The organism is Ruegeria sp. AG1 (genome assembly GCF_056541705.1).
The window spans coordinates 1-24282 of record NZ_JBQFYU010000005.1 but is presented as its reverse complement, the minus strand read 5'-3'; the positions used below and the strand labels follow the sequence as shown (position 1 = coordinate 24282).

General features: G+C 59.1%; 23 protein-coding genes and 1 tRNA gene. 17 read left to right on the top strand and 7 right to left on the bottom strand.

Annotated features, from left to right (window positions below):
- The first annotated feature begins 67 nt into the window (after positions 1-67).
- On the top strand, positions 68-1408 hold the full coding sequence (gene proS, locus ACR0B5_RS08445) for a proline--tRNA ligase (protein WP_480539890.1): 1341 nt from the start codon (positions 68-70) through the stop codon (positions 1406-1408).
- Positions 1392-2273 carry a glycosyltransferase family 2 protein gene (locus ACR0B5_RS08440; RefSeq protein WP_480539888.1) on the top strand — a complete coding sequence of 294 codons (882 nt, stop codon included), beginning with the start codon at positions 1392-1394 and terminating at the stop codon, positions 2271-2273. The genes proS and ACR0B5_RS08440 overlap by 17 nt, the downstream gene beginning before the upstream one ends.
- On the opposite strand, the gene ACR0B5_RS08435 is transcribed toward ACR0B5_RS08440, so the two are convergent.
- Positions 2270-2626: a hypothetical protein gene (locus ACR0B5_RS08435; RefSeq protein ID WP_480539886.1), complete on the bottom strand. Its 357-nt coding sequence runs from the start codon at positions 2624-2626 to the stop codon at positions 2270-2272. The two genes, ACR0B5_RS08440 and ACR0B5_RS08435, sit on opposite strands and share 4 nt — an antisense overlap.
- Before the next feature lie 241 nt (positions 2627-2867).
- On the opposite strand from ACR0B5_RS08435, the gene ACR0B5_RS08430 reads away from it, so the two are divergent.
- The 3 genes from ACR0B5_RS08430 (at position 2868) to ACR0B5_RS08420 (ending at position 5998) form a co-directional block, all read left to right on the top strand.
- Positions 2868-3944: a DUF6492 family protein gene (locus tag ACR0B5_RS08430; RefSeq protein ID WP_480539884.1), complete on the top strand. Its 1077-nt coding sequence runs from the start codon at positions 2868-2870 to the stop codon at positions 3942-3944.
- A 79-nt stretch (positions 3945-4023) separates the two neighbouring features.
- Positions 4024-5319, top strand: a complete 1296-nt coding sequence (locus tag ACR0B5_RS08425) for a lipoprotein-releasing ABC transporter permease subunit (protein WP_480539882.1) — start codon at positions 4024-4026, stop codon at positions 5317-5319.
- Positions 5312-5998, top strand: a complete 687-nt coding sequence (locus ACR0B5_RS08420) for an ABC transporter ATP-binding protein (protein WP_480539880.1) — start codon at positions 5312-5314, stop codon at positions 5996-5998. Before ACR0B5_RS08425 ends, ACR0B5_RS08420 begins: the two co-directional genes overlap by 8 nt.
- On the opposite strand, the gene ACR0B5_RS08415 is transcribed toward ACR0B5_RS08420, so the two are convergent.
- The gene (locus ACR0B5_RS08415; RefSeq protein ID WP_170461979.1) at positions 5982-6419 is read right to left on the bottom strand and encodes a DMT family transporter; all 438 of its coding nucleotides are present in this window, start codon (positions 6417-6419) and stop codon (positions 5982-5984) included. The two genes, ACR0B5_RS08420 and ACR0B5_RS08415, sit on opposite strands and share 17 nt — an antisense overlap.
- A gap of 98 nt (positions 6420-6517) precedes the next feature.
- Between ACR0B5_RS08415 and ACR0B5_RS08410 the strand changes: the two genes are divergently transcribed.
- Positions 6518-6922, top strand: a complete 405-nt coding sequence (locus ACR0B5_RS08410; RefSeq protein WP_480539878.1) for a c-type cytochrome — start codon at positions 6518-6520, stop codon at positions 6920-6922.
- Positions 6923-6926: 4 nt separating this feature from the next.
- On the opposite strand, the gene ACR0B5_RS08405 is transcribed toward ACR0B5_RS08410, so the two are convergent.
- Positions 6927-7613, bottom strand: a complete 687-nt coding sequence (locus ACR0B5_RS08405) for a hypothetical protein (RefSeq protein WP_170477161.1) — start codon at positions 7611-7613, stop codon at positions 6927-6929.
- Between the two features lie 141 nt (positions 7614-7754).
- On the opposite strand from ACR0B5_RS08405, the gene ACR0B5_RS08400 reads away from it, so the two are divergent.
- From ACR0B5_RS08400 to ACR0B5_RS08380, 5 genes are all read left to right on the top strand, one after another.
- Entirely contained in the window at positions 7755-8420 is a 666-nt protein-coding gene (locus ACR0B5_RS08400) for an NnrU family protein (protein WP_170640229.1), read from the top strand.
- Between the two features lie 70 nt (positions 8421-8490).
- Positions 8491-9012, top strand: coding sequence for a DUF2478 domain-containing protein (locus ACR0B5_RS08395; protein ID WP_170677255.1), 522 nt, complete (start codon positions 8491-8493; stop codon positions 9010-9012).
- 88 nt (positions 9013-9100) lie between these two features.
- Positions 9101-10348 (top strand): D-arabinono-1,4-lactone oxidase, encoded by a 1248-nt coding sequence (locus tag ACR0B5_RS08390; protein WP_480539876.1) that lies wholly within the window; start codon positions 9101-9103, stop codon positions 10346-10348.
- The gene (locus tag ACR0B5_RS08385) at positions 10345-11463 is read left to right on the top strand and encodes an alanine racemase (protein ID WP_480539874.1); all 1119 of its coding nucleotides are present in this window, start codon (positions 10345-10347) and stop codon (positions 11461-11463) included. The genes ACR0B5_RS08390 and ACR0B5_RS08385 overlap by 4 nt, the downstream gene beginning before the upstream one ends.
- 120 nt (positions 11464-11583) lie before the next feature.
- Positions 11584-11669 (top strand) — tRNA-Leu (locus ACR0B5_RS08380).
- Between the two features lie 11 nt (positions 11670-11680).
- Here the strand turns inward: ACR0B5_RS08380 and ACR0B5_RS08375 are convergent.
- Together ACR0B5_RS08375 and ACR0B5_RS08370 are read right to left on the bottom strand one after the other, a co-directional pair.
- Positions 11681-12196 carry a hypothetical protein gene (locus tag ACR0B5_RS08375; protein WP_480539872.1) on the bottom strand — a complete coding sequence of 172 codons (516 nt, stop codon included), beginning with the start codon at positions 12194-12196 and terminating at the stop codon, positions 11681-11683.
- On the bottom strand, positions 12171-12923 hold the full coding sequence (locus tag ACR0B5_RS08370; RefSeq protein WP_480539870.1) for a helix-turn-helix domain-containing protein: 753 nt from the start codon (positions 12921-12923) through the stop codon (positions 12171-12173). Before ACR0B5_RS08370 ends, ACR0B5_RS08375 begins: the two co-directional genes overlap by 26 nt.
- Positions 12924-13525: 602 nt before the next feature.
- Between ACR0B5_RS08370 and ACR0B5_RS08365 the strand changes: the two genes are divergently transcribed.
- The 5 genes from ACR0B5_RS08365 (at position 13526) to ACR0B5_RS08345 (ending at position 22232) form a co-directional block, all read left to right on the top strand.
- Complete coding sequence (locus ACR0B5_RS08365; RefSeq protein ID WP_480539868.1) at positions 13526-16108, top strand: beta strand repeat-containing protein; 2583 nt, start codon at positions 13526-13528, stop codon at positions 16106-16108.
- Between the two features lie 132 nt (positions 16109-16240).
- Positions 16241-18172: a type I secretion protein gene (locus ACR0B5_RS08360; protein WP_480539866.1), complete on the top strand. Its 1932-nt coding sequence runs from the start codon at positions 16241-16243 to the stop codon at positions 18170-18172.
- Positions 18173-18210: 38 nt separating this feature from the next.
- Entirely contained in the window at positions 18211-20427 is a 2217-nt protein-coding gene (locus tag ACR0B5_RS08355) for a type I secretion system permease/ATPase (protein WP_480539864.1), read from the top strand.
- Positions 20428-20429: 2 nt separating this feature from the next.
- Positions 20430-21782 (top strand): HlyD family type I secretion periplasmic adaptor subunit, encoded by a 1353-nt coding sequence (locus tag ACR0B5_RS08350; RefSeq protein WP_170665526.1) that lies wholly within the window; start codon positions 20430-20432, stop codon positions 21780-21782.
- Between the two features lie 72 nt (positions 21783-21854).
- Positions 21855-22232, top strand: a complete 378-nt coding sequence (locus ACR0B5_RS08345; protein WP_170640219.1) for a rhodanese-like domain-containing protein — start codon at positions 21855-21857, stop codon at positions 22230-22232.
- A gap of 9 nt (positions 22233-22241) precedes the next feature.
- On the opposite strand, the gene ACR0B5_RS08340 is transcribed toward ACR0B5_RS08345, so the two are convergent.
- A complete protein-coding gene (locus ACR0B5_RS08340; RefSeq protein WP_480539862.1) occupies positions 22242-23000 on the bottom strand; it encodes an alpha/beta fold hydrolase in 759 nt (252 codons plus the stop codon).
- Positions 23001-23089: 89 nt separating this feature from the next.
- Between ACR0B5_RS08340 and ACR0B5_RS08335 the strand changes: the two genes are divergently transcribed.
- Complete coding sequence (locus tag ACR0B5_RS08335; RefSeq protein ID WP_480539860.1) at positions 23090-23464, top strand: hypothetical protein; 375 nt, start codon at positions 23090-23092, stop codon at positions 23462-23464.
- 70 nt (positions 23465-23534) lie between these two features.
- Here the strand turns inward: ACR0B5_RS08335 and ACR0B5_RS08330 are convergent.
- Positions 23535-24282, bottom strand: a 748-nt coding sequence (locus ACR0B5_RS08330) for a serine hydroxymethyltransferase (RefSeq protein WP_480539858.1), incomplete at its 5' end; no start/stop codon positions are given.

Below are 24282 nucleotides of genomic sequence, written 5' to 3'. Positions count from 1 at the left end.
ATTGCCCCCGGCGGGGGTTTGGCATAATCACCTTGAAAAGCTCAAATCCACCTTTGAAGGTCACCCAATGCGCCTTAGCCGTTACTTTCTGCCCGTTCTCAAGGAAAACCCCTCCGAGGCCCAGATCGTCAGCCACCGGCTGATGCTGCGCGCCGGGATGATCAAGCAGGCCGCTGCCGGGATCTATTCCTGGCTGCCGTTGGGCTTCAAAGTCCTGCGCAAGCTTGAAAACATTGTGCATGAGGAACAGGCGCGGGCAGGCCATATCGCGATCCAGATGCCAATCCTGCAATCGGCGGACCTGTGGCGCGAATCCGGTCGCTATGATGACTACGGTCAAGAGATGCTGCGGATGCAGGACCGTCATGGTCGCGACATGCTGTACACGCCTACGGCTGAGGAACTGGTGACCGATATCTTCCGCGGTCATGTCAGCAGCTACAAGGACCTGCCGCTGACCCTCTATCAAATCCAGTGGAAATTCCGCGATGAAATCCGCCCGCGTTTCGGCGTGATGCGGGGGCGCGAGTTCTACATGAAGGACGGTTACAACTTCGACCTGACCAAAGAAGACGCGCTGCATGCCTATAACCGCCATCTGGTGAGCTACCTGCGCACCTACGAACGTATGGGCCTGCAGGCCATTCCGATGCGTGCGGATTCCGGCCCGATTGGCGGCGATGACACCCACGAATTTCTTGTACTGGCCGAAACCGGCGAATCCGAGGTCTTCTATGACGGCGCCGTCACCGACCTGACCTTTGGCGACCGTCAGATCGACTATGATGACCACGCGCAGTGTCAGGCGATTTTGGAAGAGTTCACCTCGAAATACGCGCGCACGGACGAAACCCATGATGAGGCGCTGTTCAACCAGATCCCTGAAGAGCGCCGCCGCGTGGCGCGCGGGATCGAGGTGGGTCAGATCTTCTATTTCGGCACCAAGTACTCGGAAGCCATGGGCGCGACCGTTCAAGGCCCCGATGGCAAGCCGGTTCCGGTTCACATGGGTAGCCACGGTATTGGTGTCAGCCGCCTGATCGGCGCGATCATCGAGGCCAGCCACGATGACAAAGGCATCATCTGGCCCGAGGGCGTGACGCCGTTCCATTGCGGCATCGTCAATCTGAAACAGGGCGATGAAGAGGCGGATGCGGCCTGTGACAAGCTCTATGGTGCTCTGACCGCTCTGGGCCTTGAGCCCCTCTACGACGACCGCAACGAGCGGGCAGGGGGCAAGTTCGCCACCATGGACCTGATCGGTCTGCCATGGCGCATCACCGTCGGGCCGCGTGGCTTGAAAAACGGTGTGGTCGAGCTGACCTGCCGCCGCACAGGCGAAAGCGAAGAACTGAGCCCCGAAGCCGCTGTCACCAAAATTGCCGGGATTTATGAGAAGATCGCCTGATCCGCTCATCTCGGTCATCACCGCGACCTACAACCTGCTATCCCAAGGGCGGCAGGACAGTTTCAAAGGCGTTGTCGACTGCATGCAGCGCCAGAATTGCGCGCGGGCCGAGCATATAATTCAAGACGGTGCCTCAACCGACGGCACTGTCGCTCTGTTGCACGAGTTGACCGAAGGGATGCCGCGCACGAGTGTGATCAGCGAACCGGATGGCGGTTTGTATGACGCGATGAACAAGGGCGCACAGGCCGCAAAGGGTGAGTACCTTTTGTTCCTGAACTCAGACGACTCGCTGGCCTCGGATGATATTCTCAACCAAGCCGCAGAGCGGCTGGAGGCGACCAAGCCTGACTTCCTATATGGCTCAACGCTGCGCCGCTATGAGGATGGTGGCGAGACGATGGAAAAGCGCATGTCGCTGAAAGCCATCCTGCAGCGCATGCCGTTCTGCCATAACTCGGTCTTCATTCGTCGTGATGTGTTTCAGGCGCTGGGCGGGCACGATAGCCAGTTCAGTATTGCTGCCGACTATGACCTGATGCTGCGCCTGATTGGTTCGGGCTATCAGGGTGAGCGTATGGATGAGCCGATCTCACTATTCTGGGATCGTGGCGCGACCAGTGATCAGGACGCGACCGGAAAGGATTACGCTCGGGTCTGGATGAACTACTATGCGGGATTCAAATCCGCGAAAGCCCTCAGTCTGGACGATTTCGCCGGGTTCTATCGACGTGGACACATGCCGGCTCGTCTGATCTGGGAGCTGTTACGCCGACCCGACACACCCGAGCCGATCAAGACCGCCGCGCGCCACAGTCTGGCAAAAACTTTGCGCCGGTCCGTTCAATTCTGGCGCAGCTACTAGGCCCGTACGATCGGACGCGCAGTCAGAATGTCTCCGTCTGCATCGTTCCCGCGGGCCACAACGATCGGACGCCCCATGCGGCGTACCAGCTCCCGAAGCTCAAAGCCCAGAAACCGGATCCCGCAGATGCGTGCGCCGGTGTCACGGTCGGTTACGCACAGGCGTCCCTTGCGAAAGGCAAGGCGATAGCCTTTGTCCCTTAGGACCTCGGTCAAATTGTTCCAGCTAACTGCGCTTGCAAAGATCGGACGGATCGCCGCACGAAGCAGTGCCGCAGTCTCACAATCCAAATCTGATGAAGGTTTGTGGGCCAAAATCGGGCCCGTCCCAAGTTTTGTATTTTGAATATTCATGAGCGACCCCCGCTCTTTCAAATGTGTTCCCCCAAAGTCAGGGTGACAAAGTTTCTGATATTAAGCAAAAAGCGAAATAAAATTGCTCAATTGTTGTGGCATTTTGAGTTCAGTGCCTCACGCAATGCCGATATTGACTTCATAGCTGAAACAATAGCGGCCTGTCTGTGAAGGTCGTCACAACCTCTGGTGTAACCAATTGGCGGGCAAGACTACTTTTACCCTGCCAAAGGACCGGCAAGTGATTCGTTTCGATCTGGAGGCAGTGCAATTTGACCTCGGCGGATTTGCTGATAGACGAGGGCACGCCCCAGAGAAAGGCCGCAGGTTCGTGCTGAGTTTCGCCACTATCGTCTATTCCAAGGATTATCCGCTGCTCAGGCTTCAGGCGATGTCTATGGCCCGGTTGGTTGCGCCGGATCAGGTGGCCTCGATCCATATCGTTCTGAACGATGTAGATGAGGCTGGATTGGCGGCCAAGATCGAACCGATCCTTCAGCACTATGGCCCGCTGCGCCCTAAGGTGCGGATTCTGAAGGGCGAAGAGGCGTTGCTGGGCGAGGGGCACACTGCCAGGCGGCCGCTGAAAGATCGTATCCTTATCGAAGACCGCTATCGCCTTCCCCTGATCCGCAAAGGCGGATGGAGGGGCAACAATGGCTACCGCATGCAACAGGTACTGAAGCTGGGCGCGGCGCGGGTGGCAGAGGCCGAGAACATCGTCATTCTTGATACCAAGAACCTGTTCCTGCGGTCGTTTGAAGAAGGCGAGTTCTTCTCACCCCAAGGACCAGCACGTATTCAGTTCATGCCAGTTCAAAGCGACTATCACCGCAATTGGTTGCTCCAGAGCCTTGAAGCTTTGGGTGTTGAACAAACGCTGACGGACGACCTGCGTACCACGACGTTTTCAACGCCCTTTCCGGTACGCCGGACGCTGATCCTTTCGCTGCTTGATGAGATCAATACACGCTACGGCTCGGTTCAGGCGCTGTTCGCGTCTAAACGGCGGCCATCGGAGTTCATGTTGATGAACGCGTTCTGTCTGAAGTCACGTGATGGCTATGCGCCGTGGTTCGAACCCGCTGACCCTGCGCATATTGGGATGTGGCCGACTTATTCCACGGATGAGCTGGCCAAGCTGGTCGCGCGGCTGCAGGACGACAGATCGCTGACCCTCGGGTTGCACAACAGGGCGGTTGCAAACTTGCCAGAGGATTTGCGCGGGCAAGTCTATGCGGCCCTTGAAACGCGTGGCATATGCGATCGCCAGGTGACCGAAGAGGTTCTGCAGCAAACTTCCGCGCTTTCGAGCTGACCCATAAGGACAAGCGGCTTGACCCTCGGGCGAAATGCCGAGAGGGTCGCGCCAAACCAGAAAATGACCCGGAGCAGGCATGGCCAAAACACCCCCGCCTTTCGCCCCTTTTGAATGGAAGATCGCCTGGCGCTACCTGCGCGCGCGTCGGGCCGAGGGTGGCGTGAGTGTAATGACCTGGATCTCGCTGATCGGGATCACGCTGGCTGTTTTTGCCCTTATTGCGACCCTAGCGGTGCGCTCGGGGTTCCGGGCTGAATTCGTTGGCACCATTCTGGGGGCTAACGCACATGTGACGGTCTATTCCTCCGGTGAGATCGACGCGCAGGGACGGGTTGACCGGACCATTGCAGATTTTGAGGAGCGTACTGCGCGTTTGGCGCAGGTTCCCGGCGTTGAACGGGTCGCCCCCTTGGTCAAAGGGCAGGTGCTGATCACCAACCGCGACCGCAGCAGTGGGGTTCAGGTCTTCGGGATGCGACCGGACGATCTGCGCGACTTGCCGGGGATTGCGGAAAGCGAAGAAGCGGTTGGCGATCTGTCCCAGTTCCAGACGGGCGAAGACGTTATCGCCATAGGTTCAGGCGTGGCCCGTAGCATTGGTGCCACCGTTGGCGATACCGTCAAACTGACTTCGCCCAACGGGGTTAAAACCGCCTTTGGAACCTCACCGCGAGTAAACGCCTATCGCGTTGTCTACGTGTTCTCGGCCGGGCGCTACGATATCGACCGCACGCGGGTCTATATGCCGTTCTCGCAGGCCCAGAGTTTCTTCAACCGTGAGGGCGTCGCCGACGAGATCGAGGTCATGGTCGAACGCCCCGAAGACCTCAATCCGATCCTGATCCCGATCCTTGAGGCCGCAGGTGAGCGCAGCCAGATCTGGACGTGGCAGGACGCCTCAGGTGGGTTCCTGAGGGCACTGGAGGTCGAGGACAACGTAATGTTCATCATCCTGTCTATCCTTGTCCTCATTGCGGCAATGAACATCGTCTCAGGCCTGATTATGCTGGTCAAAAACAAGGGCCGAGATATTGGCGTCCTGCGCACCATTGGTCTCAGCGAGGGCTCGGTCCTGCGGGTGTTTTTCATCTGCGGTGCGTTCACGGGCATCATCGGCACGGTCATGGGTGTGATCCTGGGTTGCCTCTTCGCGCTCTATATCGACCCCATCTTTTCGTTTGTGAACTACGCCATGGGCGGCGGCGTCTGGGATCCGTCGATCCGAGGGATTTACGCCTTGCCCGCCGAGCTTCACCTCAGTGACGTTCTCAAGGCGATTGGCCTGTCTCTGGGCCTGTCTTTCTTCGTCACCTATTTCCCCGCCCGCCGTGCCGCGCGGCTGAACCCTGTTGAGGCGCTGCGCTATGAATGATGTAAGCTTGCGGCTGAACGGCCTGACGAAAACCTACCTAAAGGGCACCCCGGGAGAAGTGCAGGTTTTGCGCGGGATTGATCTGGAGTTGCAGGCGGGTGAGGCCGTCGCGCTTGTTGCGCCATCGGGTGCGGGCAAGTCGACCCTTTTGCATATCGCCGGGCTGCTGGACACGCCGGACAGTGGCAACGTTGAGATTGCGGGTCAGGATATTGCAGGAAAAGGCGACCGTACGCGCACCTCTGTGCGGCGTCAGGATGTTGGGTTCGTCTACCAGTTCCACCACCTGCTGCCCGAGTTCACAGCGCTCGAGAACATCACCCTGCCCCAACTCGCCAACGGAGTGTCCGAGCGAGACGCGCAGGACAGGGCGATGGCCCTGTTGGACCGCGTCGGTGTCGCCCAACGCGCCGATCACCGTCCGGCGGCGCTGTCCGGGGGCGAACAGCAACGGGTTGCGTTCTGTCGCGCTCTGGCCAACGCGCCGCGCGTTCTGCTGGCGGATGAACCGACGGGCAACCTTGACCCGGATACATCGGATCAGGTGTTCGAGGCCCTGATGACCCTGGTGCGCGACCAGGGCCTGTCTGCTCTGATCGCCACGCACAATCTGGACCTGGCCGCACGGATGGACCGGATCGTCAGGTTGGAAGGTGGAGTGCTCAAGCCAGTTGAGTGATCGCCACTCCAATCGCCATCACCGCAATTCCTCCTGCGCGCATCAGGGTAAGTGGTGTGACCTGCGCGCCGAAAAGGCCGAAATGGTCGATGGCGGCCGTGCTGATCAATTGCCCCAGAAGGACAAAGAATACGGCATTGCCAACGCCGAAATGCGGCGCGACATGGGTGATCGACAGGACGTAGAAAGCAATCAGAACGCCCGCAAGCAACAGGTGTTTAGGGGCCTGCGCCACTTTTGATAGCGCCTCAAAACCGGGAAAGACCACCATCACCAGCGCAGAAGACCCGAAGGCGATGGCAAACAGGATCACAGCCGCTGTTGTCGGCGAGCCGATGAGCTTGCCAAGCGCCGCGTTTAAAGCGGCCAGGATGGGGACTCCGATCCCGGCGGCCAACATGATGGCTGCGTATTGTGTCATGGCCCGAACCCTCTTTACCCGTATTCGTTGATCTGGATCATTGCGCCAAGCCGCGCAGTGGGCAAGCCTGTTGGCAGCAATTGTGGTAGGAGGATGCGATGATCACAAAGCTTTGTTTTGCAACGGTGTCAGCTCTGATTGCCATGTCTGTCCCCCTGTGGGCGCAGGATGCAGAGAAAGGCGCTGAGCTTTACCAGCACTATTGCGCCACCTGCCATGGGATTGATGCGACCGGCCATGGGCCGATGGCGGGTGTGCTTGTCATTCAGCCGACCAACCTGAAGACATTGGCAAAGGCGGACGGAGTTTTCCCTACGGCCCGCGTGGTGGGGCGGATTGACGGGCGTGATCCGTTGGTGAGCCATGGCAGTCCGATGCCAGTTTATGGCCCGTATTTCGAAGGGCAGGACACGGCGATCAAAACGCCCGATGGGCAGCCGATCCTCACCAGCCAGCCCATCGTGGATCTGTTGGAGTATCTGAAAACCCTGCAGGGCAGCTAAACGCTCAGCTGCAGATGCCTTCGATCTTTGCCTCGCTCCACGGGATTGCGATGTCCCGCTCACGGCCGGTCTGTGGCAGCGGGGACAGATCGAAGTGCTCCCCCAGCATATCGTGCAACCTTTTGGTGCGCTGCGCCTGAGGGTCCAGTGCACGACAGCAGACATATTCCTCGACAATCGCGCCCTGCTGTTCAAACCCGTAGGACAGGAAATCGGGCGAGGTTTCCAGATCGAACAGATACGGATCCTTGCGCCCGCCATGTTCTGCTGCGGCCCGCAGCGGGTGATAGCCTGTGGTCTCGCGATTCTGCCATTGCCAGATATGGGTCAGTTCGTGCGCCAGCAGCATGGCGGCGATCAGGTTCATCTCTTCGGGGTAGTCGGACATATAGTCCTCAAGATACCAATCGCGCGCGAAATAGACTTTGTTGAACAGGGCAACGGCGGCCGGTTTTCCGGTGACTACCCCAGCCTCGACAGGGGGCAGGATGCGTTCCCGGCAGGCCTCACGCGGGCGCGCTTCGCGGAAATAGGTGACTGGCACGACGGGGGCCCCTTTTACCAGCCGGACGCTATCCAGATCCAAGGTCGTGCCTTGCACCGCGCTTGCAAAACCGCGTTCCTGCTCGGTCAGAGGACGCCCGCAGGAAGACAGAAGCAAAAGGAGCATAAACAGAATGCGCAAGGCCATGAATTCAACCCTAGTGCGTCACTTGCGTTGCGCAAGACGATTTCACGTAGACGTGGCCGGGCCGCCGCCGGTACTTGATCCAGCACAAGACCAAATCTGCACGATACCTTTACACGGGTCGAAAGATCTATCGGAGAGTCCATGTCCAGTTGGGTGCCATTCATATCAGCTTTGACTGCGTTTTTCTTAAGCCACGCCATTCCCGCGCGGGCTCCGGTGCGGGCCAGATTGATGACGGTTCTGGGGCACAAGGGGTATCTGCTGGCGTATTCCCTATTGTCCGTCATCGTCCTTGCATGGCTGATCGTGGCCGCAGCGAACGCGCCCTATGTCGAGGTGATCCCTCCGTGGCCGGTGCTGCGCTGGGTGCCATTGGTCGTGATGCCGGTGGTGTGCTGGCTCGCGGTGGCCGGACTGACCATCAGTAACCCGTTTTCCTTTGGTGGGCTGGGAAAGGCGGGTTTTGATCCGGACCGCCCCGGTATTCTGCGCACCACCCGTCATCCGCTTCTGGCGGCGCTGATGCTGTGGGCCGGGGCGCATCTTCTGGCGAATGGCAGTTTGTCTCATGTGATCCTGTTTGGCCTGTTCGCCGGTTTTGCCGCGCTGGGCATGACGTTGATCGACCGCCGGACGGCCCGGTCATTAGGCAAGGACTGGCCTCGCCTGTCGCGCAATACCGCACGGTTTTCGCTACGCGCGCCCTTACCTTGGCCGCCCATGCGCGTTTGGCTTGCTTCGCTTGCCGTCTTTACCGTTCTGATCGCCTTGCACGGTGCTGTGATCGGCGTCTCGCCACTTCCCTGACGCAAGGAGTGGTCGACCCGCATATCTCGTGCTATCTGATATGCCGAAGTCTGACTTGTGAGGTCCAAAAATGCATCTGGCCTATGTTACCACCACTGATCGCGGCGCGACTGACCGCTTGTTAAGCGCCGTGGCCGCACACCTGCTGGCGCGTGGTGCCAAACTGGCGGGGGTCGTGCAGACCAACACGGAATGCACCGATAGCAGCAAATGCGATATGGATGTGCAGGTTCTGCCCGATGGCGAGACCATCCGTATCTCGCAATCCCTGGGCGAGCATGCGCGCGGCTGCCGTCTGGACCCTGCAGCGCTCGAGCAGGCTGTAGGACAGGTCATGGCAACGCTTGCCAATGACCCGCAGCTGATGATCATCAACAAGTTCGGCAAGCATGAGGCCGACGGGCGCGGTTTCCGCCCCGTCATCGCCGAGGCTCTGGCACAGGACATCCCCGTTTTGCTGGGCGTCAACGGGTTGAATGATGAGAAGTTTCAGGCCTTCACGGGCGGGGCGGCAGAACAGCTGACGCCGGATATTGAAGCGATTGTCAGCTGGTTCGAAAAGGTCTCAGCACAGCGGGCGGATGCCGCATAAGGGCAGCCTCACGTAGCGTAATGCGCTGATATCCTGACTTGTTTGGTTGTGCCTTGGCTGCAATCCTCTCTCTGGGAGGACAATAAGCATGTGGTCAAACTGGGCCGGGAACGAAACCGCCACCGCTCCGATTGCGCGTCCTGTGGGATTGGAACAGTTGCGGGCGACGGTGGCGGAACCTAAAAACCTGCGGGTCGTCGGGGCAGGGCATTCCTTTACCCCAATCGTAGGCGGCGCCGAGCGGATATTGGATCTGTCGGAGTTGCATTTGCCTACAGTTGGACCGGTCGAAGATGGGCAGGTCTGGGTCAATGCCAATGCGCGTTTGCGTGATCTTTCGCCCGCTTTGGCCGAGCAGGGCGTGGCATTTCGCAATCTGGGCGACATCAACACGCAGTCTCTGGCCGGGGCTGCGTCCACGGCTACCCACGGCACCGGACGCACTCTGCCCTGCCTTGCGGCCGAGATCACTGATGCCAAGTTCATAGGGGCGACCGGTGACATGCTGACCACCTCGCAAATCCCGTTGGAGATGGCGCAGGTGACGCTGGGCTTGCTGGGCATTGTGACCGAGGCTCGGATTAATGTCGTGCCGAAATACAATCTGCGCCGTCAAGTCACGTTGACGGATCTGCCGGATGTCTTGGCCAACATGCATCAGAATTGGGCCGAGAACCGAAATTTTGAGTTCTTCTACATCCCCTTCACCGGCAAGGCGGTCGAACTACGCCACGCCGTCACCGAAGGCCTCGAAAGTAAAGCACCACGGGATCTGGATATGTTGGCGGTCAAGGTGCTGAAGCTCGCCCGAAACGCGGGGCGCTTCAGCCCCGGTCTGCGCAAGCTGTTGCTAAACTTGCTCACGCTGGCCCAATCGGACGAGGACTACGTAGGCGAAAGCTGGCGGGTGCTGTGCAGCGACAGACATATCCGGTTCAAGGAGATGGAGTATCATCTGCCCGCCGATATCGCTGGTGATGTCCTGACCGAGGTCTTTCGCCGTCTGGAGCGTGACCACAAGGACATCTATTTCCCGATCGAAGTGCGCCAGACGGCAGGTGACACGGCCTGCCTGTCACCGTTTCAGGGTGGCCCACGGATCTCGATCGCGCTGCACACGGATGCGGGTGAAGATCACAGCCGCTATTTCAACGCGCTGGAACCACTGTTTCTTGAGGCCGGAGGGCGCCCGCATTGGGGCAAGATGCACAGTCTTTCCTACAAAGACTTGTCCGGACTGTACCCGGATTTCGACCGGTTCTGCGCCCTGCGTGAGGAATTGGACCCACAGGGCAAATTCATGACGCCCGCCTTGGCTCGGTTGTTCCGGCCATGAGCGATCCCTACCTCACCCGGTTGTCCGAGGCTTTGCGCACCCACGGGGTCGATCAGCCTGTCGTCGCAATAGACCTGGATCGGGTCGAGGCAAATTGCCGGGCAGCACAGGCCGCAGCTGACCCCGGACTGGACCGGCGCTTGGTCGCAAAATCTATGCCTTGCCTGCCGTTGCTGGATCATATCCGCGGGCTAATCCCCAACTCAGGCTTGATGAGCTTCTCCGAACCGATGCTAATGGAGCTACTGCAAGCGGAAAAAGATACGGACCATCTGATCGGAAAACCGCTGCCCGTTACTTCTGCGACGCGTGTGTTGCAGACCAGCCCGGACGCCACAGATCGGGTGCAATGGCTGATCGACACCCCCGAACGCCTGCGCGAGTATCTGGCTTTGGCGGAGACAAGCCGAACGTCCCTGCGTTTTTCGCTTGAGGTGGATATTGGTCTGCACCGTGGCGGGTTGAAAGTGGATCAGGTTGCCGAACTCGCACGGGTGATCTCTGCGCATCCAAACGCTCGTTTAAGCGGGCTTGTGGGGTATGAGGCGCATCTGGCGAAGCTGCCCGGTCTCCTGAAGTCGCGAGCAACGAAGGCCAGCGCCAAAGCGTTTGAACATGCCGTGGCTGCACTGCCTGAAGGCGCGGGTTATTGCCTGAACACCGGCGGCAGCCTGACCTTTCAGAGCTATCACACACTCGGCCCAGCCACCGAGGTTGCGTTTGGCTCGATCCTCGTGAAGCCATCCGATTTCGACCACGCGACCACCACTTGCTTTCAACCGGCTGCGTTTCTGGCCACCCCTGTTCTCAAGACCATGCCTTCAAACCCTTTGCCCGGATTGGAATTCCTGCCCCAGCGCAAAACCCATATCGCGATCTTCGGAGGGTATTTCCCCGGCCAACCCATTCACCCCGTCGGATTCACCTATTCCTCGGTCTTCGGGCGGTCGAGCAATCAGGAGGTTTGGACCGGCCGCGCTGGCCATGCTGTCAAACCCGGTGACATCGCGTTGATCCGTCCGAGCCAGAGCGAGGCTGTTCTGAACCTGTTAGGACCGGTTTTGGCGGTGCGCGAGGGGCAGGTGATCGCGGAGTGGCCATGCTTGCCGAATTGACTCCGATAGCACAGCGATACTTGTGCAATTTTTCAACCGTTTTTCAGTGCGAAGCGCATTGAATTCGCAAAGCTATGGGCGTAGTTCTCAACGCGTGCCGACCACGGGTCGACACAGGTTGCCCGCGTGGTGGAATGGTAGACACAAGAGACTTAAAATCTCTGGGCCGGAAGGCCGTGCCGGTTCGAGTCCGGCCGCGGGTACCACACACAGCTCCTTAGACCGGATAGTCGAGCCTTGTAATCAGCTGCCAGATATCTCGGTTCAGGGTGGACAAATCTTCGACAACCTGTTCGATCTCGAGCAAGGCCTCACCGTCCAAAGTATCCGTGCGACCCATTTTGATGTCTGTTTTCCGGTCCGCAATGCGCATCAGAATGGTCTTAGGGTTGCCGCTTTCGGGATCAAAGGAATAGATGCAGTGATTGAACCGGTTGCGGATGCCGGACAGTTTTCCAAGCCGTTTGGTGTGCTCCAAGATCGGGTCCCGAATACCCTCGGGGCGGCCATCCATTTTCGCGAGCCGCTCAACCAGATCAATCCGGGCGCGGGTCGTGTTCAGGGTCAGAAAGATGATAACGGCAGAGTCTTTGCTGGTTCCAGCCAGACCGGCAATCAGGTGGATCAACAGGCTTTCGGTGTTGGTCCACATATAGTTTAACCGCCCCACCAACAGGATAAGCCGGTCAAACCGTTCTTCCACGAGATCAGCCAACACGGGGGCTTTGCGCATCAAACGGCGCAACCTCGAAATAGAAATGAGCAGCCGCAGTGCGGTTGCTGACCCCGATCTTGCCGACCACGTTATGCATATGCAACTTGACGGTATGTTCCGTGATCCCCAACCCGGCGGCGATGACTTTGTTGCTCTGCCCTTGAGACACCAACCTGAGGACCTCCTTTTCCCGTTTTGTCAGCCTGTCGAAGAGTTCAACCTGCTGTGAGTCGGCGGGCTTGGGCGTTACAGATGATGCTGGGGCCTTGCAGGGGTTCGCTTGGGGGCCAGCGACACAATCCGCGAGGAAGCTGGGCAGGTGCAGCTGCTCATGCATAAGCAGCCTCAGGATCGACCGCCACACATCAGGGGCGACGTTCATAGGCAGAAAGCCGATCTCGCCGTACCGACTGCGATCCCAGCGTTCAAACAGATGCCGGGCTGCAGCGTCCTTGCGGTAGGAAAACGCAAGACATCCAACCGGAACCTGTGCCGCGTATTTACTTGGCCTTTCCAGCAGATCCTCCAGCATGACCTGATCTACGACCAGAACGCGGCTAGCCTTTGCTTTGGCAGATGTTAGGTCGTCCAGTGAATCGAAACGAGATGCACGAACGTCAAACTCGTTCTGGACGCTTCTGAGGGTTTGATTGGAGAGAAAAAGCTCTCGACCAATAAAGTGAATTGAAAGGTCTTCGGTCTTGGTATTCTGGTAGGCGTAGTCACGCTCAGACGAGTCAATCATTACTGTCCCCCCCACTAAAAAACCGAACTGCAATTCGCAGTTTTTCACACAAGTAATTCGGGCAGTTCGAAAGCCGAAATAGTCTTAAAAATATAGACTTATTGTAGATGAAATGTAGGGGGTCAGCAACCGGATATTCGGATTTGATACTTGGTCCTAGAACCATTGATTAGGGTTGTGTTCCGGTGATTTCGGGTAAGTAGAGGGAATTCAACGGCTTCTTTCGTCTAAGCCCAATCGGTAGGGTTTTAGGTCGGAATTTTTAGCGAAAACTCCGACCGCTCCCGCAATATCCCCGAATTTCAACACGCTAGCCGTTCTAGAGCTTTTCGATAGCTTGGCAGCTTTGTCAAAGGCTGCGACGCTTCCTCTACTTCAGATTGCGAAGGTTTTTCCTTTAACGCCCGCTTTTCGTGCATTTTCGCGAATCTCTTTTCAGCGGGGACGTCGGCTTAGCCGGGAAAGGAGGTGCAGAAAGCTCGGAACCAACAGACCGCAGGGCTATGCGTTCAGGCATACCGTGCGGATTTTTGTTTCAACCGCACGAGTAACCACCTTTGAGATGAATGGTGGTCAGGTGCGCCAATAGAGTGGAAAGCAATATGTCTGACCGTAGAATTCTATCCCCAGTCACAACCGTCGAAGAAATTGATGTTGAAGACATGGACCCGGTCGTTGAAGACCCGGGTGCTGAAGATCCTGAATTGGAGATGGCTGAAAACGCCCAACAGCAGCAACAGCAACAACAACAGTCTGTCGACAACACAAACGGCGGTGACGACAGCAACACCAATGGTGGCAACGACAGTAACACCAATGGCGGAAACGACAGCAACACGAACGGTGGTAATGACAGTAACACCAATGGTGGTAACGACAGCAATACCGTTCGCGACAATGGCAACAGCACCAATGACAATGTGAACCGGGTCGATATCGACTTTGGTGAAGGCGAGTGGATTCCGCGCGACGATGACAAGGTCGACGTGGACATCGGCGACGATGCCTCGACCGGTGACGTGATCACGGCCGGAGACGACGTGAACTATGATCCCGGTGACGATCTGAATCTGGATATTTCGTTGAACGGCGAAGGCAATGATATGGCCTCGTTCAACAACCAGTATGCCAGCCTGACAGACAATGACACGCTGAACGGTGCGACCGTGTCCAACTCCGGTACGTTCGAACAGAGTGGTGATGCCAATGGCGGCACCGCGACTGCAGAAGAGGGTATCGACACATCGTCCGATGGTGGAGCGTCTGGCAGCGGTGGCACCAGCCATGGCGGTGATGCGTGGGGTGATACTCATGGCAGCACTTCGATGGCCCTCGGTGGCCACTCCGGAGATGCAAACGGCGCGGCAACCGGTGGTGCGGGCGCAAGCTCGGGCGAAGCGAATAACGGCAGCATCGGTCTAGGCCTGTCAGGGGCGCAGTCGGATGGTGACGGTACTGGCGCCGCTGGCGGCAACGCCAACAGCACCTCGAACGCGACGAACTCCGGAACGTCCAGTGCAAGCAGCTCTGGCGATGGTGGAGAAGGCGGCGCGGCTGGATCTCTGGGTCTTGGTGTTGGTCTTGGTCTGTCCGGCTCGAACGCGAGCGGCAATGCGGATGGCGGCGACAATACCTCCGATTCGATGGGAACTGGCCTTGGTCTGGCGGGCACTGATGCGTCTGCACAAGGCTCGAACGCTGGCGACGGCAATGCACAATCCAGCGGTAGTGCCGACAACACAAGCTCTGGCAGCAACCAGGCCAACGGCGCGACCGCAGGCAGCAACAATGCTGCGGGTATCGCGGGTGCTGGCGCTATGGGGGCCAATGACGCTGATGGCGGCAATGGTCCGGGCGGTAGCGGCTCCGGTGGTACTGGGACCGGTGGTAACGGTCCGGGCGGTGACGGGACTGGCGGTAACGGGCCGGGCGGATCTGGCACTGGTGGCGACGGACCGGGCGGTTCGGGCACCGGTGGTAACGGACCGGGCGGCACAGGTTCCGGTGGTAATGGTCCGGGTGGTGCTGGCCCAGGTGGCACAGGCTCTGGCGGAGCCTCTGGAACAGCCGAGGGCGCACTTTCTGCACTGAACCAGCAGAATCTTGGTCTTGGTCTGAATCTGGCCGATCCTGATCCGACAACGGGCGGTGGCGGCACAGCCGGAGATGCAACTGGAACCGGTGGCGCCGGATCTGGCGGAGCAGGCTCTGGCGGCAATGGCCCCGGTGGCGCAGGCTCTGGCGGTAACGGTCCGGGCGGCACAGGTGCCGGCGGAAATGGTCCTGGCGGTGCGGGTTCGGGCGGCAATGGTCCGGGCGGTGCAGGCACCGGTGGCATGGGCATGGGCGGGAATGGTCCCGGCGGTGCAGGTGCTGGTGGTGCAGGCGGTGGCCGCGTTGACACAAGTTCGGACGCGCAAGGCGTTGGTGATCAGTCTGCGACAGGTCCTGACATCTCGCAAAGCCCGGGTGACGTGACAGGTGCAACCAACAACCTGCAAACCCCGGACGGATCGGGCGGCGGCGGCGGCAGCAATGCGACCGATGGCACGGCCGAAGCAACCGGAACCGGTGAATCGACCGCCGAAGGTACTGGCGGTGCAGGTGGGATGACCTCGCCGACGTCGAGCTCGGCCGGTAGTGGTGCTGGATCTGCGGATGCGACCAATACCGCTGGCGATGGTGGTGACAATGAGGTGTTTGCAGAAGCTGACACCGATGGAACCGCTGACAGTCTGGCCGAAGCGATTGCCGGGTATGGCGGCGCGGGGTCTGCTGACAACGATGCGACCTCGACTGGAACCGGCAGCGCGACGGGATCGGCAATGTCCGGTGACGGCGGCTATGGTGGAGCGGCCACAGCGGCTGGCGGCACCAGCGGCGCGGTCATGGGAAGCTCGACCGGCGGCATGACAAACGGTGCAACCAATACCGGTGGCGAAGCCTCGGGCGCCAATTCTGGCGCAGGTGGTGCAGGCGGAAACGCCGGTACCTGGGGCTCCGACAACGGTGGCGATGGCATCGTGAACGGCGAATCCTATGCTTCGGCTGCGGCCGTTGTCGATACGGCGGCGTTCAACCAGTCGATCGTCATGGGCGCAAACGTCCTTGGTAACTCGGTCGATACGACCATGGTGGGCGGCTCGATGACGTCGTCCTACGCCAGCGACGATACCGAGGTCTAAGACCCGTTTCGGGCTCTGCCATTTTCAGAGCCCGAGCTTTTTTCAAAACCGCCGGGGGCGCGCCACGTGGCCCCGGCTTAGCAAACCCAAAGCGGAAATTTTCGGCCGTAGCGGGTGACAAGGAACCTTAATATGTCCCTCGACAGTATTACTGAAACGATTGCACATTTTGTTGGAACTTTTGAGCTGACAATCGAACAAGGACGTTTGAGAGACCAGTATGAAGAGTTCACCGCGCTACGGCGGAAAGTCGAACTTGAAGATCTGTCAGACCCCACAAGAATTGAGGTCAAGGCCACGTTGAAGGCCGATCCGGGCGACTATGCCCCGATCCCTTTCAAATTCAACACACCTCCGGCCGAGCTGCCGCCACCACCCCCGGCAAACGGCCCAAACTATGAGACAAACATTTTCCTCGATCCACCAGAGGGTCCTTCTGAGGCGGTACGCGAGGCGGCATTGGGTCCGTCGGAAGCACCGCCTTTGATGCTGTTCCAGGTTCAGAACGAACTGATTGGGTCAGCAGTTACCTACACGTTCCAAACTCTGTTCCTGCGCGACAATGACGTCGTCGGAGAAGGGGAGTTCCGCGATGTCGACGCCCTGATCAGTGCAGGGCAGGACATGCTTGAGGCCGCGCTGACTTTCCATGCGGTCGCAGCGCCCTCATTTGCGTTGGCCGATTATGCGTCGCTTGAACTGCTCTCTGAGATTGCCGAGCAGATCGTGAACCCGATGAACTCCAATATCGAAGGTGTCACGGTTCACCAGTTCCACGGCGAAGACGCCGTTGGTGTGATCATAAACGGCGAAAAGGTTGAAGAGGCTCTGGAGTGGGACGACCTGCTTCCGGCCTATCACCAACCAGATGAGGAAACCGAAACGCCGGATATGCTGCCCGTAGAATGGGACCGTTCGGATGATGAAGACTTTGCCGACGGCCATATGGTCATCGCGGGCGGCAACCTTGCGGTCAACGAAGTGGCGGCAACGATTGCCTGGATTGATGCGCCCTATATAGCCGTGGGCGGCAAGGCGATGGATCTGACTGTGATCAGCCAGGTCGCCGTAGTTTCCGACTGGGACCAGATCGAACAAGGCGGGAGCAGCGGAACCAAAGTGGTGCAGTCAGCCTCGGTCGGCGTTGAGGCGAAAGCCGCCTATTGGCTGAACCAGGCCGAGGGAGCCGAAGGGCAACCCGCCTTTGCCTCGGTCGATTGGATCAGTGGCGATCTGGTCGTTGCGAATTTCATCAAGCAAGAGATCGACGCCACGGATATCGACCACATCCAGACTGAGATTTCGGCCAGCACGACGCTTTATGCGATGGGTGACAACCAGATGGTCAATGTCACCGAGATTATCCAGCTGGGCAGCTACTATGATGTAATCATGATCGGCGGCAACATGATATCCGTCGATATGTTGTTCCAGACCAACGTGTTGATGGATGACGATATCGTAACCGGCGGCTCGACCTCGGCGCAGGGTGATGAAAACCTTGTCATGAACGAGGCCTCCGTGTCGAAAACGGGCGAGGACAGCCACCAGGAACTGCACCAGGATATGGCCAACGCCATGGCGCTGGGTGAAGCGGATATGGACGCGCTTGAAGACGCACTGCTCAACGATCCCATGTTCGCTGGGATGGAGCAGATCCGTGCCCTGAAAATCGAGGGCGATCTGCTGCAGGTCAACATCATGGAACAGGTCACCATGCTGCTGGATCAGGACGATGTGCATGTGTCCGGACCCAAGGCTGCCGAAACAGAGATCATCGCTGGCAGCAATGCTCTGCTGAATGCGGCAAATGTTGCCAAGGCCGGGATTGACTCGGTGGTGATGGCGGCTGAGGAGACCTATTCAGATCTGCTTCTGCATCAGGCCAGCCTGTATGATGTACCGGATCCTGAGGGCATCTCTGAGCTGACGAATGACGCCATTGCGGTGTTGATGGAAGAGGCCAACAGCGAGCTGGCCAAGATCCACGAAACCGTCGCCAAACAAACAGCCCCGACCGAGATGGCGGGCGCTGACGACGGCCTGCAGACCATGCTGGCCTGATTTCCTGCAATTATAGCGAGTGACCGGAAGGTTAGTTTATGTCGATTGTGTTTTCGTCGCGCCGCACCATCTGTTCCAGCCCTTTGGATCGAAATGGCGGCGTTGCCGTGTCCGAGGCGCCGCGTACCGAAAAGCGATCAAATGCGCCGCAAGAACCCAAAGAGTCAGCCCTGCTTCTGCTGCATGAAGCGCTGCGCGTGGATACGCCTGACGCGTCGCGGGGCAAAGAGCAAATGGCAGCTAAGCCTGTTCCTGCAGAACCGAAGAACACTCACCGCGCCGATCCTCCCCTTCGGCGCGAACAGCCGCACCCTTCGCAAGATACGACCCATGAAGGTGGCGGCGCTGGGGTGGCCGAAGCCGAGGCCTCTGATCCTGTTGACACCAACACACCCAAAGCGCGCAAGACCCCCTCTGCGCGCACAGATGGTGGGGATCGCATAGGCACTACGATTGAGGCCAAGGCAAACGAGCCGTTGCCGCCGACCAAATCCGGCGGTGGTGACGGCAATGGGCCACCCCACACCTTTCACAAGCGAACCCCGCCCGAGGATTTCCGGCGCACGTTGCGGGTCTCGATGCGCGCGATTTACCGCAATCTGGTGTTCGTTCTTGTGCTGACCTGCGCCACCAATATTCTGATCCTCGCCATTCCGATCTACCTTTTTCAGATCAGCGACCGGGTCCTGACCAGCCGGTCCCTGGATACGCTGATCATGCTGACCACGATCGTTGCCGGTGCGGTGATTTTTCAGGCGGCCTTTGACGCGGTCCGTCGGTTCATGCTGATGCGCACGGCGGTCGAAGTGGCCGCGCGGTTGGGTGCCCCTGTGCTGAGTGCTGCGGCCCATGCCTCATTGCACGGCAACGGGCGCGAATATCAGACCCTTGGGGATCTGCAGCAGGTGCGTGGGTTTTTGGTCTCAGGCACGTTGATCTCGTTTCTGGATGTGCCCTTTGCACCGCTTTTCATCCTGATGATCTTCCTGGTGCATCCGCAGCTTGGCATGATCGTGGTCGTGACGGCCCTGTTGCTGATGACGATTGCTCTGATCAACCAGAAAACGACCGCGAAACCGTTTGCCGAGGCGAACAAAGCCCAGTCCATGGCGAACCAACATCTGGATTCGATGTCGCGCAATAGCCAGATCATCAATGCGCTTGCGATGATCCCCGAGGCCGTTCGGATCTGGGGCCGTGATACCGCGCAATCTCTGACATGGCAGGTGCGCGCGCAGGATCGCAACGTGATCTTCGCCGCCATTTCACGGGCCGTGCGTCTGCTGACCCAGATCGCGATCCTTGGGTGGGGGGCATTTCTGGCCCTGCAGGGTGAGATCACCGGCGGCATGGTCATCGCAGCCTCGATCATCGCTGGGCGTGCCTTTGCTCCTATTGAAGGCTCGATTGAGGGTTGGAACGGCTTCCTGCTGACTCGCGGAGCCTATGGGCGGATCAATGCGCTCCTGTCCAATTCCGCGCTTCAGTTCGAAAAACTGCGCCTGCCGCGTCCCGAAGGGCGGTTGGATGTCGAACGTCTGCTCTATGTGCCGGGCGGGACCAAACGCGTGGTGCTGAACGGGATCACCTTCGCGCTCAACCCCGGTGAGACGCTGGCGATCATCGGCAATTCCGGCGCGGGCAAGACGACGCTGGGCAAGACGCTTGTGGGCTCGATCCTGCCGACCTCGGGCAGTGTGCGGCTGGACCTGATGGACATCCGCAACTGGGACCCGCGCCAGTTTGGTGAAAGCATCGGCTACCTGCCGCAGGACGTGCAGCTGTTCCCCGGCACCATCAAGGACAATATCGGCCGGATGCGAGAGGATGCAACGGACGAACAAATCCACGATGCGGCCGTTCTGGCCGATGTCCACAACATGATCGCAACCCTACCGCAAGGGTATGAAACCGCTGTCGCCGCTGATGGATCGCCCCTGTCGGGGGGGCAGAAACAACGCATTGCTCTGGCGCGCGCCTTCTTTGGCAACCCGCGTCTGGTGGTGTTGGATGAGCCGAACTCGAACCTCGATGTGGCGGGAGATCAGGCGCTGGCACGGGCGATTGCGCAGGCCAAGGACAGCAAGATTACAGTCGTTGTGATTACGCAAAAGCCAACGCTTCTGAATGTGGTGGACAAGATCATGCTGCTGACCGACGGGCGCGTCGCCTTGTTCGGCCAGCGTGAACAGGTGCTGCAGCAACTGAATGCGCCACGAAAACAACCCGGCATTGAAGGCCAGAAGGGGGGCTGATCATGAACGATATCGTACCCGTCAACACGTCTCCGTCCGAGCCGACCGTTTGGTATGCCGAGGTTCCGCGCTCGATCAACCGTCTGATCGTGGTGGGGTTCGTGATGCTGGTCGTGTGTTTCGGCGGCTTCGGTGTCTGGGCATTCAGCGCGCCACTGGCGGCCGCCGTCATCGCGCAAGGCAGCTTTGTTGCCACCGGTCGGAACAAGATCGTCCAGCACCTTGAGGGTGGGATTATCGAGGATATCAAAGTCTCGGAAGGTGAGGCCGTGCAGGCCGGTCAGGTACTTATGACGCTGGATCAGACCTCAGCTGAGGCCAATGAGAGAGAGCTGTTCATTCGCAAGATCCGCCTGCAAGCCATGACCGAGCGGTTGCTGGCAGAATATGGCGAGCGCGAAAAGCTCAACTTCTCCCCCGACCTGATTGAGGCATCAAATGATGTCGAGGTGATGACGATCCTCGATGGCCAAAGGCTTAGCTTTGATGTCTCGCGTAAAACGCTGCTGAACGATGTCGCGCTTCTGGCGCGCAACATGGAGGCTTTAAGGATCCGCGCCAGCGGGTTTGAGGCTCAGTTGAAAAGCATGCAGAGACGCTCGGAGATCCTGCAAGAAGAGTTCGAAACAAAGGAAGCCTTGTTCGAAAAAGGATTGGTGCGCAAAGGCGATCTCAACACGATCCGCCGCGTTCAGGCCGAAGCCGATGGCCAGCAGGCCCGCCTGCAGGCCGAAGCCGCCGAGATCAACCAGATGCTGTTGAAATACGAGGAACAGATCTCACGCACCCGTTCCGCCTATCGCGAGGCCGCGCTGGATGAGTTGGGTGTGATCGAAGCCGACCTTGAAAGTGTGCGCGAGAAATCCCGACAAGCCCGCAGCGTTCTGGCCCGCGCGGTCGTGCGCGCGCCCGTCACCGGAACCGTTGTGCGCCTTCACTACCACACACCCGGCGGCGTGATCGAAACCGGCGAGCCCATCGCCGAGATCCTGCCCGCCGACGCCCCGCTGATTATCGAGGCGCAGATACCCCGCACCGAGATTGACAGCGTCGTTACCGGCCAGGACGCGACGGTGCGCCTGATCGCGCTCAATCAGCGCACAACCCCGGTTCTGAGCGGTCAGGTCTTCTATGTCTCAGCCGACGCGCTGGTCGAGGATTCTCAAGGCGTCCCGCAAGAGGTCTATCTGGCGCGCATCTCACTGACACCCGAGGAATTGAAACGCGTCCGGGGGTTCGTGCCCACTCCGGGTATGCCGGCCGAGATCATGATCCAGACCGAAGAACGCACTTTTGCCGCCTATATCGCCAAACCTGTCTCAGACAGCATGTCTCGGGCATTTCGCGAGCAATAGGGCGATTTGGCTACACCAACCCGTCGTCGCATGCTAACCCTTGCATGTGTAGGCAATTAGGGGGCGGTGCAAATGCCACTAACAGTCAAGGATATGATGGAAGCGGCTAATGCCGTAGTCCCGCGTATCGGTGTGGATCAGGCCAACGCGCTGATCGGGGACGGCGCGTTGCTGCTTGATGTCCGTGACGTGGTCGAGCTTCAGCAGTCGGGTCGTGCAACCGGCGCGCATCACATCCCGCGCGGCATGCTTGAGTTCCGCGCCGATGACACGCTGAAATCCCATGATCCCGAGCTGCAAAAGGACCGGGCCACTATCCTCTATTGCGCCGCCGGAGGGCGTGCGGCGCTGGCAGGGAAGCTCCTCAAGGATATGGGCTATGACGAGGTCTACAACCTTGGCGGCCTGGCAGATTGGGTCAATGGCGGCGGCGAGACTGTGTCCGCCTAAAGGCGCAGGTTATGCGTTCAGGAAAGCCCTGACGGCGGCCTCAAATTCACGGGGCTTTTCGGCATGCAGCCAATGCCCGGCCCCGGGGATTTTGGCAAAACGCGCGGCGGGAAACAGGGCTTTGATCTTGTCGCGGTGTTCGGGCAGAACATAGTCGGAATTGGCCCCGGCCAGAAACAGCGCCGGGCCATCCCAATGTCCGTCTACTTTGGGGAACCCCATGATCTTGGGCATCTCGGACGCCAGAGCATCAAGGTTCAAAAGCCAGCGTTTCCCCTCGATATCCAGTGATTGGGTAAAGAAGCTCTGTAAAGCTTGATCAACCCCTTGTTCTGCCAGCTGTTCCGCCGCGTCCGACCGGCGCGTGACCCGCGAGAAATCGACCGCGCGCATCGCTTCGATGAACTGGATCTGGCTATGGCCGTAGGTCACCGGCGCAATATCGGCGACAACCAGTTTGCGGACCAGACCTCCATGCTGCAAAGCCAGCATCATGGCGGCCTTGCCCCCCATCGAATGCCCCACCACATCGGCTGATCCGCCAAGGCTCTCGATCACTTCCGCAAGATCGGACGCGAGATCGGGATAGTCGTGCCGGTCGCTCCAAAGGCTCTGCGAGTGGTTGCGCATGTCGACGGCAATCACCTGCCGCTCGTCGGAAAGACGCCGCGCGATGACGCCCCAGTTGCGGGCCGAGCCATAGAGCCCGTGCGCAATCAACAGGGGTGGGGTGTCCGTCGGGTCGCCATGGATGATCTTATTCAGCATAGTCTTGTGATACGCGCGACGGCACCGAACAACCAGCCCCATTGTCGCCCCTTCGCAGTGCGGTTAAGTTGCCCCGTCAGGAGGCGCAGATGACGCAGGAAACAGACATCCAGACCCAGATCGCACAGACCATTCAGTTGCTGCGCAAGAAACTGGGGGTCAAGGACAAGACGCTGATCGCCTCGGTTCGCCGCGCCAAGCGACGTTTGCCGCGCAAAGTCTACAAGCAGGCAATGGTGTTGGCGCAAGCCGAACCGATGGCAGAACATCCGAAACTGCGTCTGGTTCTGGACGGGCCGAAGCTTGAGAAAGCCTCGGATGAAGTACAGAACCATCTGAATGCTATCAATTTGGCGGATCGTCGATTGGGATGGTTTCTGAGCTTTCTTGGCTCAGTCGCGTTGGGCCTTATCGCTTTGGCGGCAGTGACGATGATTGTGCTGCGCTGGCGCGGGTTCATCTGACCCAAACGTTGTTGCAACGAAAAACGGCACCGTGTGTGGCGCCGTTTTCTTATTTTGTATCCGAGAAGAATCAGAGGTTCGGGTAGATAGGGAAGCGGGCACAGAGGTCGGCGACTTCGGCTTTGACCTTGGCCTCGACCTCGGCATTGCCGTCTTCGCCATTGGCGGCGAGGCCGTCGACCACTTCGATGATCCAATCCGCGATCTGGCGGAACTCAACCTCGCCGAAGCCGCGCGTAGTGCCGGCGGGGCTGCCGAGACGGATGCCCGAAGTGATGGTCGGCTTCTCTGGATCAAACGGCACGCCGTTCTTGTTGCAGGTGATATGCGCGCGGCCCAAGGCCTTCTCGGTCGCGTTGCCCTTCACACCTTTGGGGCGCAGGTCAACCAGCACCACATGGGTGTCGGTGCCGTGGGTCACCGTGTCCAGACCGCCCTTGATCAGCTGATCCGACAGCGCCTGCGCGTTGGTGATGACCTGCTGGATATAGGTCTTGAACTCGGGGCGCAGAGCCTCGCCGAAGGCAACCGCCTTGCCTGCGATGACATGCATCAGCGGACCACCCTGAATGCCGGGGAAGATCGCCGAATTCACTTTCTTAGCGATATCTTCATCATTGGTCAGGATCATACCCCCACGAGGCCCACGCAGGGTCTTGTGGGTTGTCGTGGTCGCCACATGCGCGTGCGGGAAAGGCGAGGGATGTTCGCCTGCGGCCACCAGACCGGCGAAATGCGCCATGTCCACGTGCAAGTAGGCCCCGACCATGTCGGCGATCTCGCGCATGCGGGCAAAGTCGATCTGACGCGGGATGGCC

Excerpts from the sequence above, each read along its gene's own strand:
- proS (WP_480539890.1), top strand. The coding sequence starts at position 68 with ATGCGCCTTAGCCGTTACTTTCTGCCCGTTCTCAAGGAAAACCCCTCC.
- ACR0B5_RS08440 (WP_480539888.1), top strand. The coding sequence starts at position 1,392 with ATGAGAAGATCGCCTGATCCGCTCATCTCGGTCATCACCGCGACCTAC.
- ACR0B5_RS08435 (WP_480539886.1), bottom strand. The coding sequence starts at position 2,626 with ATGAATATTCAAAATACAAAACTTGGGACGGGCCCGATTTTGGCCCAC.
- ACR0B5_RS08425 (WP_480539882.1), top strand. The coding sequence starts at position 4,024 with ATGGCCAAAACACCCCCGCCTTTCGCCCCTTTTGAATGGAAGATCGCC.
- ACR0B5_RS08420 (WP_480539880.1), top strand. The coding sequence starts at position 5,312 with ATGAATGATGTAAGCTTGCGGCTGAACGGCCTGACGAAAACCTACCTA.
- ACR0B5_RS08415 (WP_170461979.1), bottom strand. The coding sequence starts at position 6,419 with ATGACACAATACGCAGCCATCATGTTGGCCGCCGGGATCGGAGTCCCC.
- ACR0B5_RS08410 (WP_480539878.1), top strand. The coding sequence starts at position 6,518 with ATGATCACAAAGCTTTGTTTTGCAACGGTGTCAGCTCTGATTGCCATG.
- ACR0B5_RS08405 (WP_170477161.1), bottom strand. The coding sequence starts at position 7,613 with ATGGCCTTGCGCATTCTGTTTATGCTCCTTTTGCTTCTGTCTTCCTGC.
- ACR0B5_RS08400 (WP_170640229.1), top strand. The coding sequence starts at position 7,755 with ATGTCCAGTTGGGTGCCATTCATATCAGCTTTGACTGCGTTTTTCTTA.
- ACR0B5_RS08395 (WP_170677255.1), top strand. The coding sequence starts at position 8,491 with ATGCATCTGGCCTATGTTACCACCACTGATCGCGGCGCGACTGACCGC.
- ACR0B5_RS08390 (WP_480539876.1), top strand. The coding sequence starts at position 9,101 with ATGTGGTCAAACTGGGCCGGGAACGAAACCGCCACCGCTCCGATTGCG.
- ACR0B5_RS08385 (WP_480539874.1), top strand. The coding sequence starts at position 10,345 with ATGAGCGATCCCTACCTCACCCGGTTGTCCGAGGCTTTGCGCACCCAC.
- ACR0B5_RS08375 (WP_480539872.1), bottom strand. The coding sequence starts at position 12,196 with ATGCGCAAAGCCCCCGTGTTGGCTGATCTCGTGGAAGAACGGTTTGAC.
- ACR0B5_RS08370 (WP_480539870.1), bottom strand. The coding sequence starts at position 12,923 with ATGATTGACTCGTCTGAGCGTGACTACGCCTACCAGAATACCAAGACC.
- ACR0B5_RS08365 (WP_480539868.1), top strand. The coding sequence starts at position 13,526 with ATGTCTGACCGTAGAATTCTATCCCCAGTCACAACCGTCGAAGAAATT.
- ACR0B5_RS08360 (WP_480539866.1), top strand. The coding sequence starts at position 16,241 with ATGTCCCTCGACAGTATTACTGAAACGATTGCACATTTTGTTGGAACT.
- ACR0B5_RS08355 (WP_480539864.1), top strand. The coding sequence starts at position 18,211 with ATGTCGATTGTGTTTTCGTCGCGCCGCACCATCTGTTCCAGCCCTTTG.
- ACR0B5_RS08350 (WP_170665526.1), top strand. The coding sequence starts at position 20,430 with ATGAACGATATCGTACCCGTCAACACGTCTCCGTCCGAGCCGACCGTT.
- ACR0B5_RS08345 (WP_170640219.1), top strand. The coding sequence starts at position 21,855 with ATGCCACTAACAGTCAAGGATATGATGGAAGCGGCTAATGCCGTAGTC.
- ACR0B5_RS08340 (WP_480539862.1), bottom strand. The coding sequence starts at position 23,000 with ATGCTGAATAAGATCATCCATGGCGACCCGACGGACACCCCACCCCTG.
- ACR0B5_RS08335 (WP_480539860.1), top strand. The coding sequence starts at position 23,090 with ATGACGCAGGAAACAGACATCCAGACCCAGATCGCACAGACCATTCAG.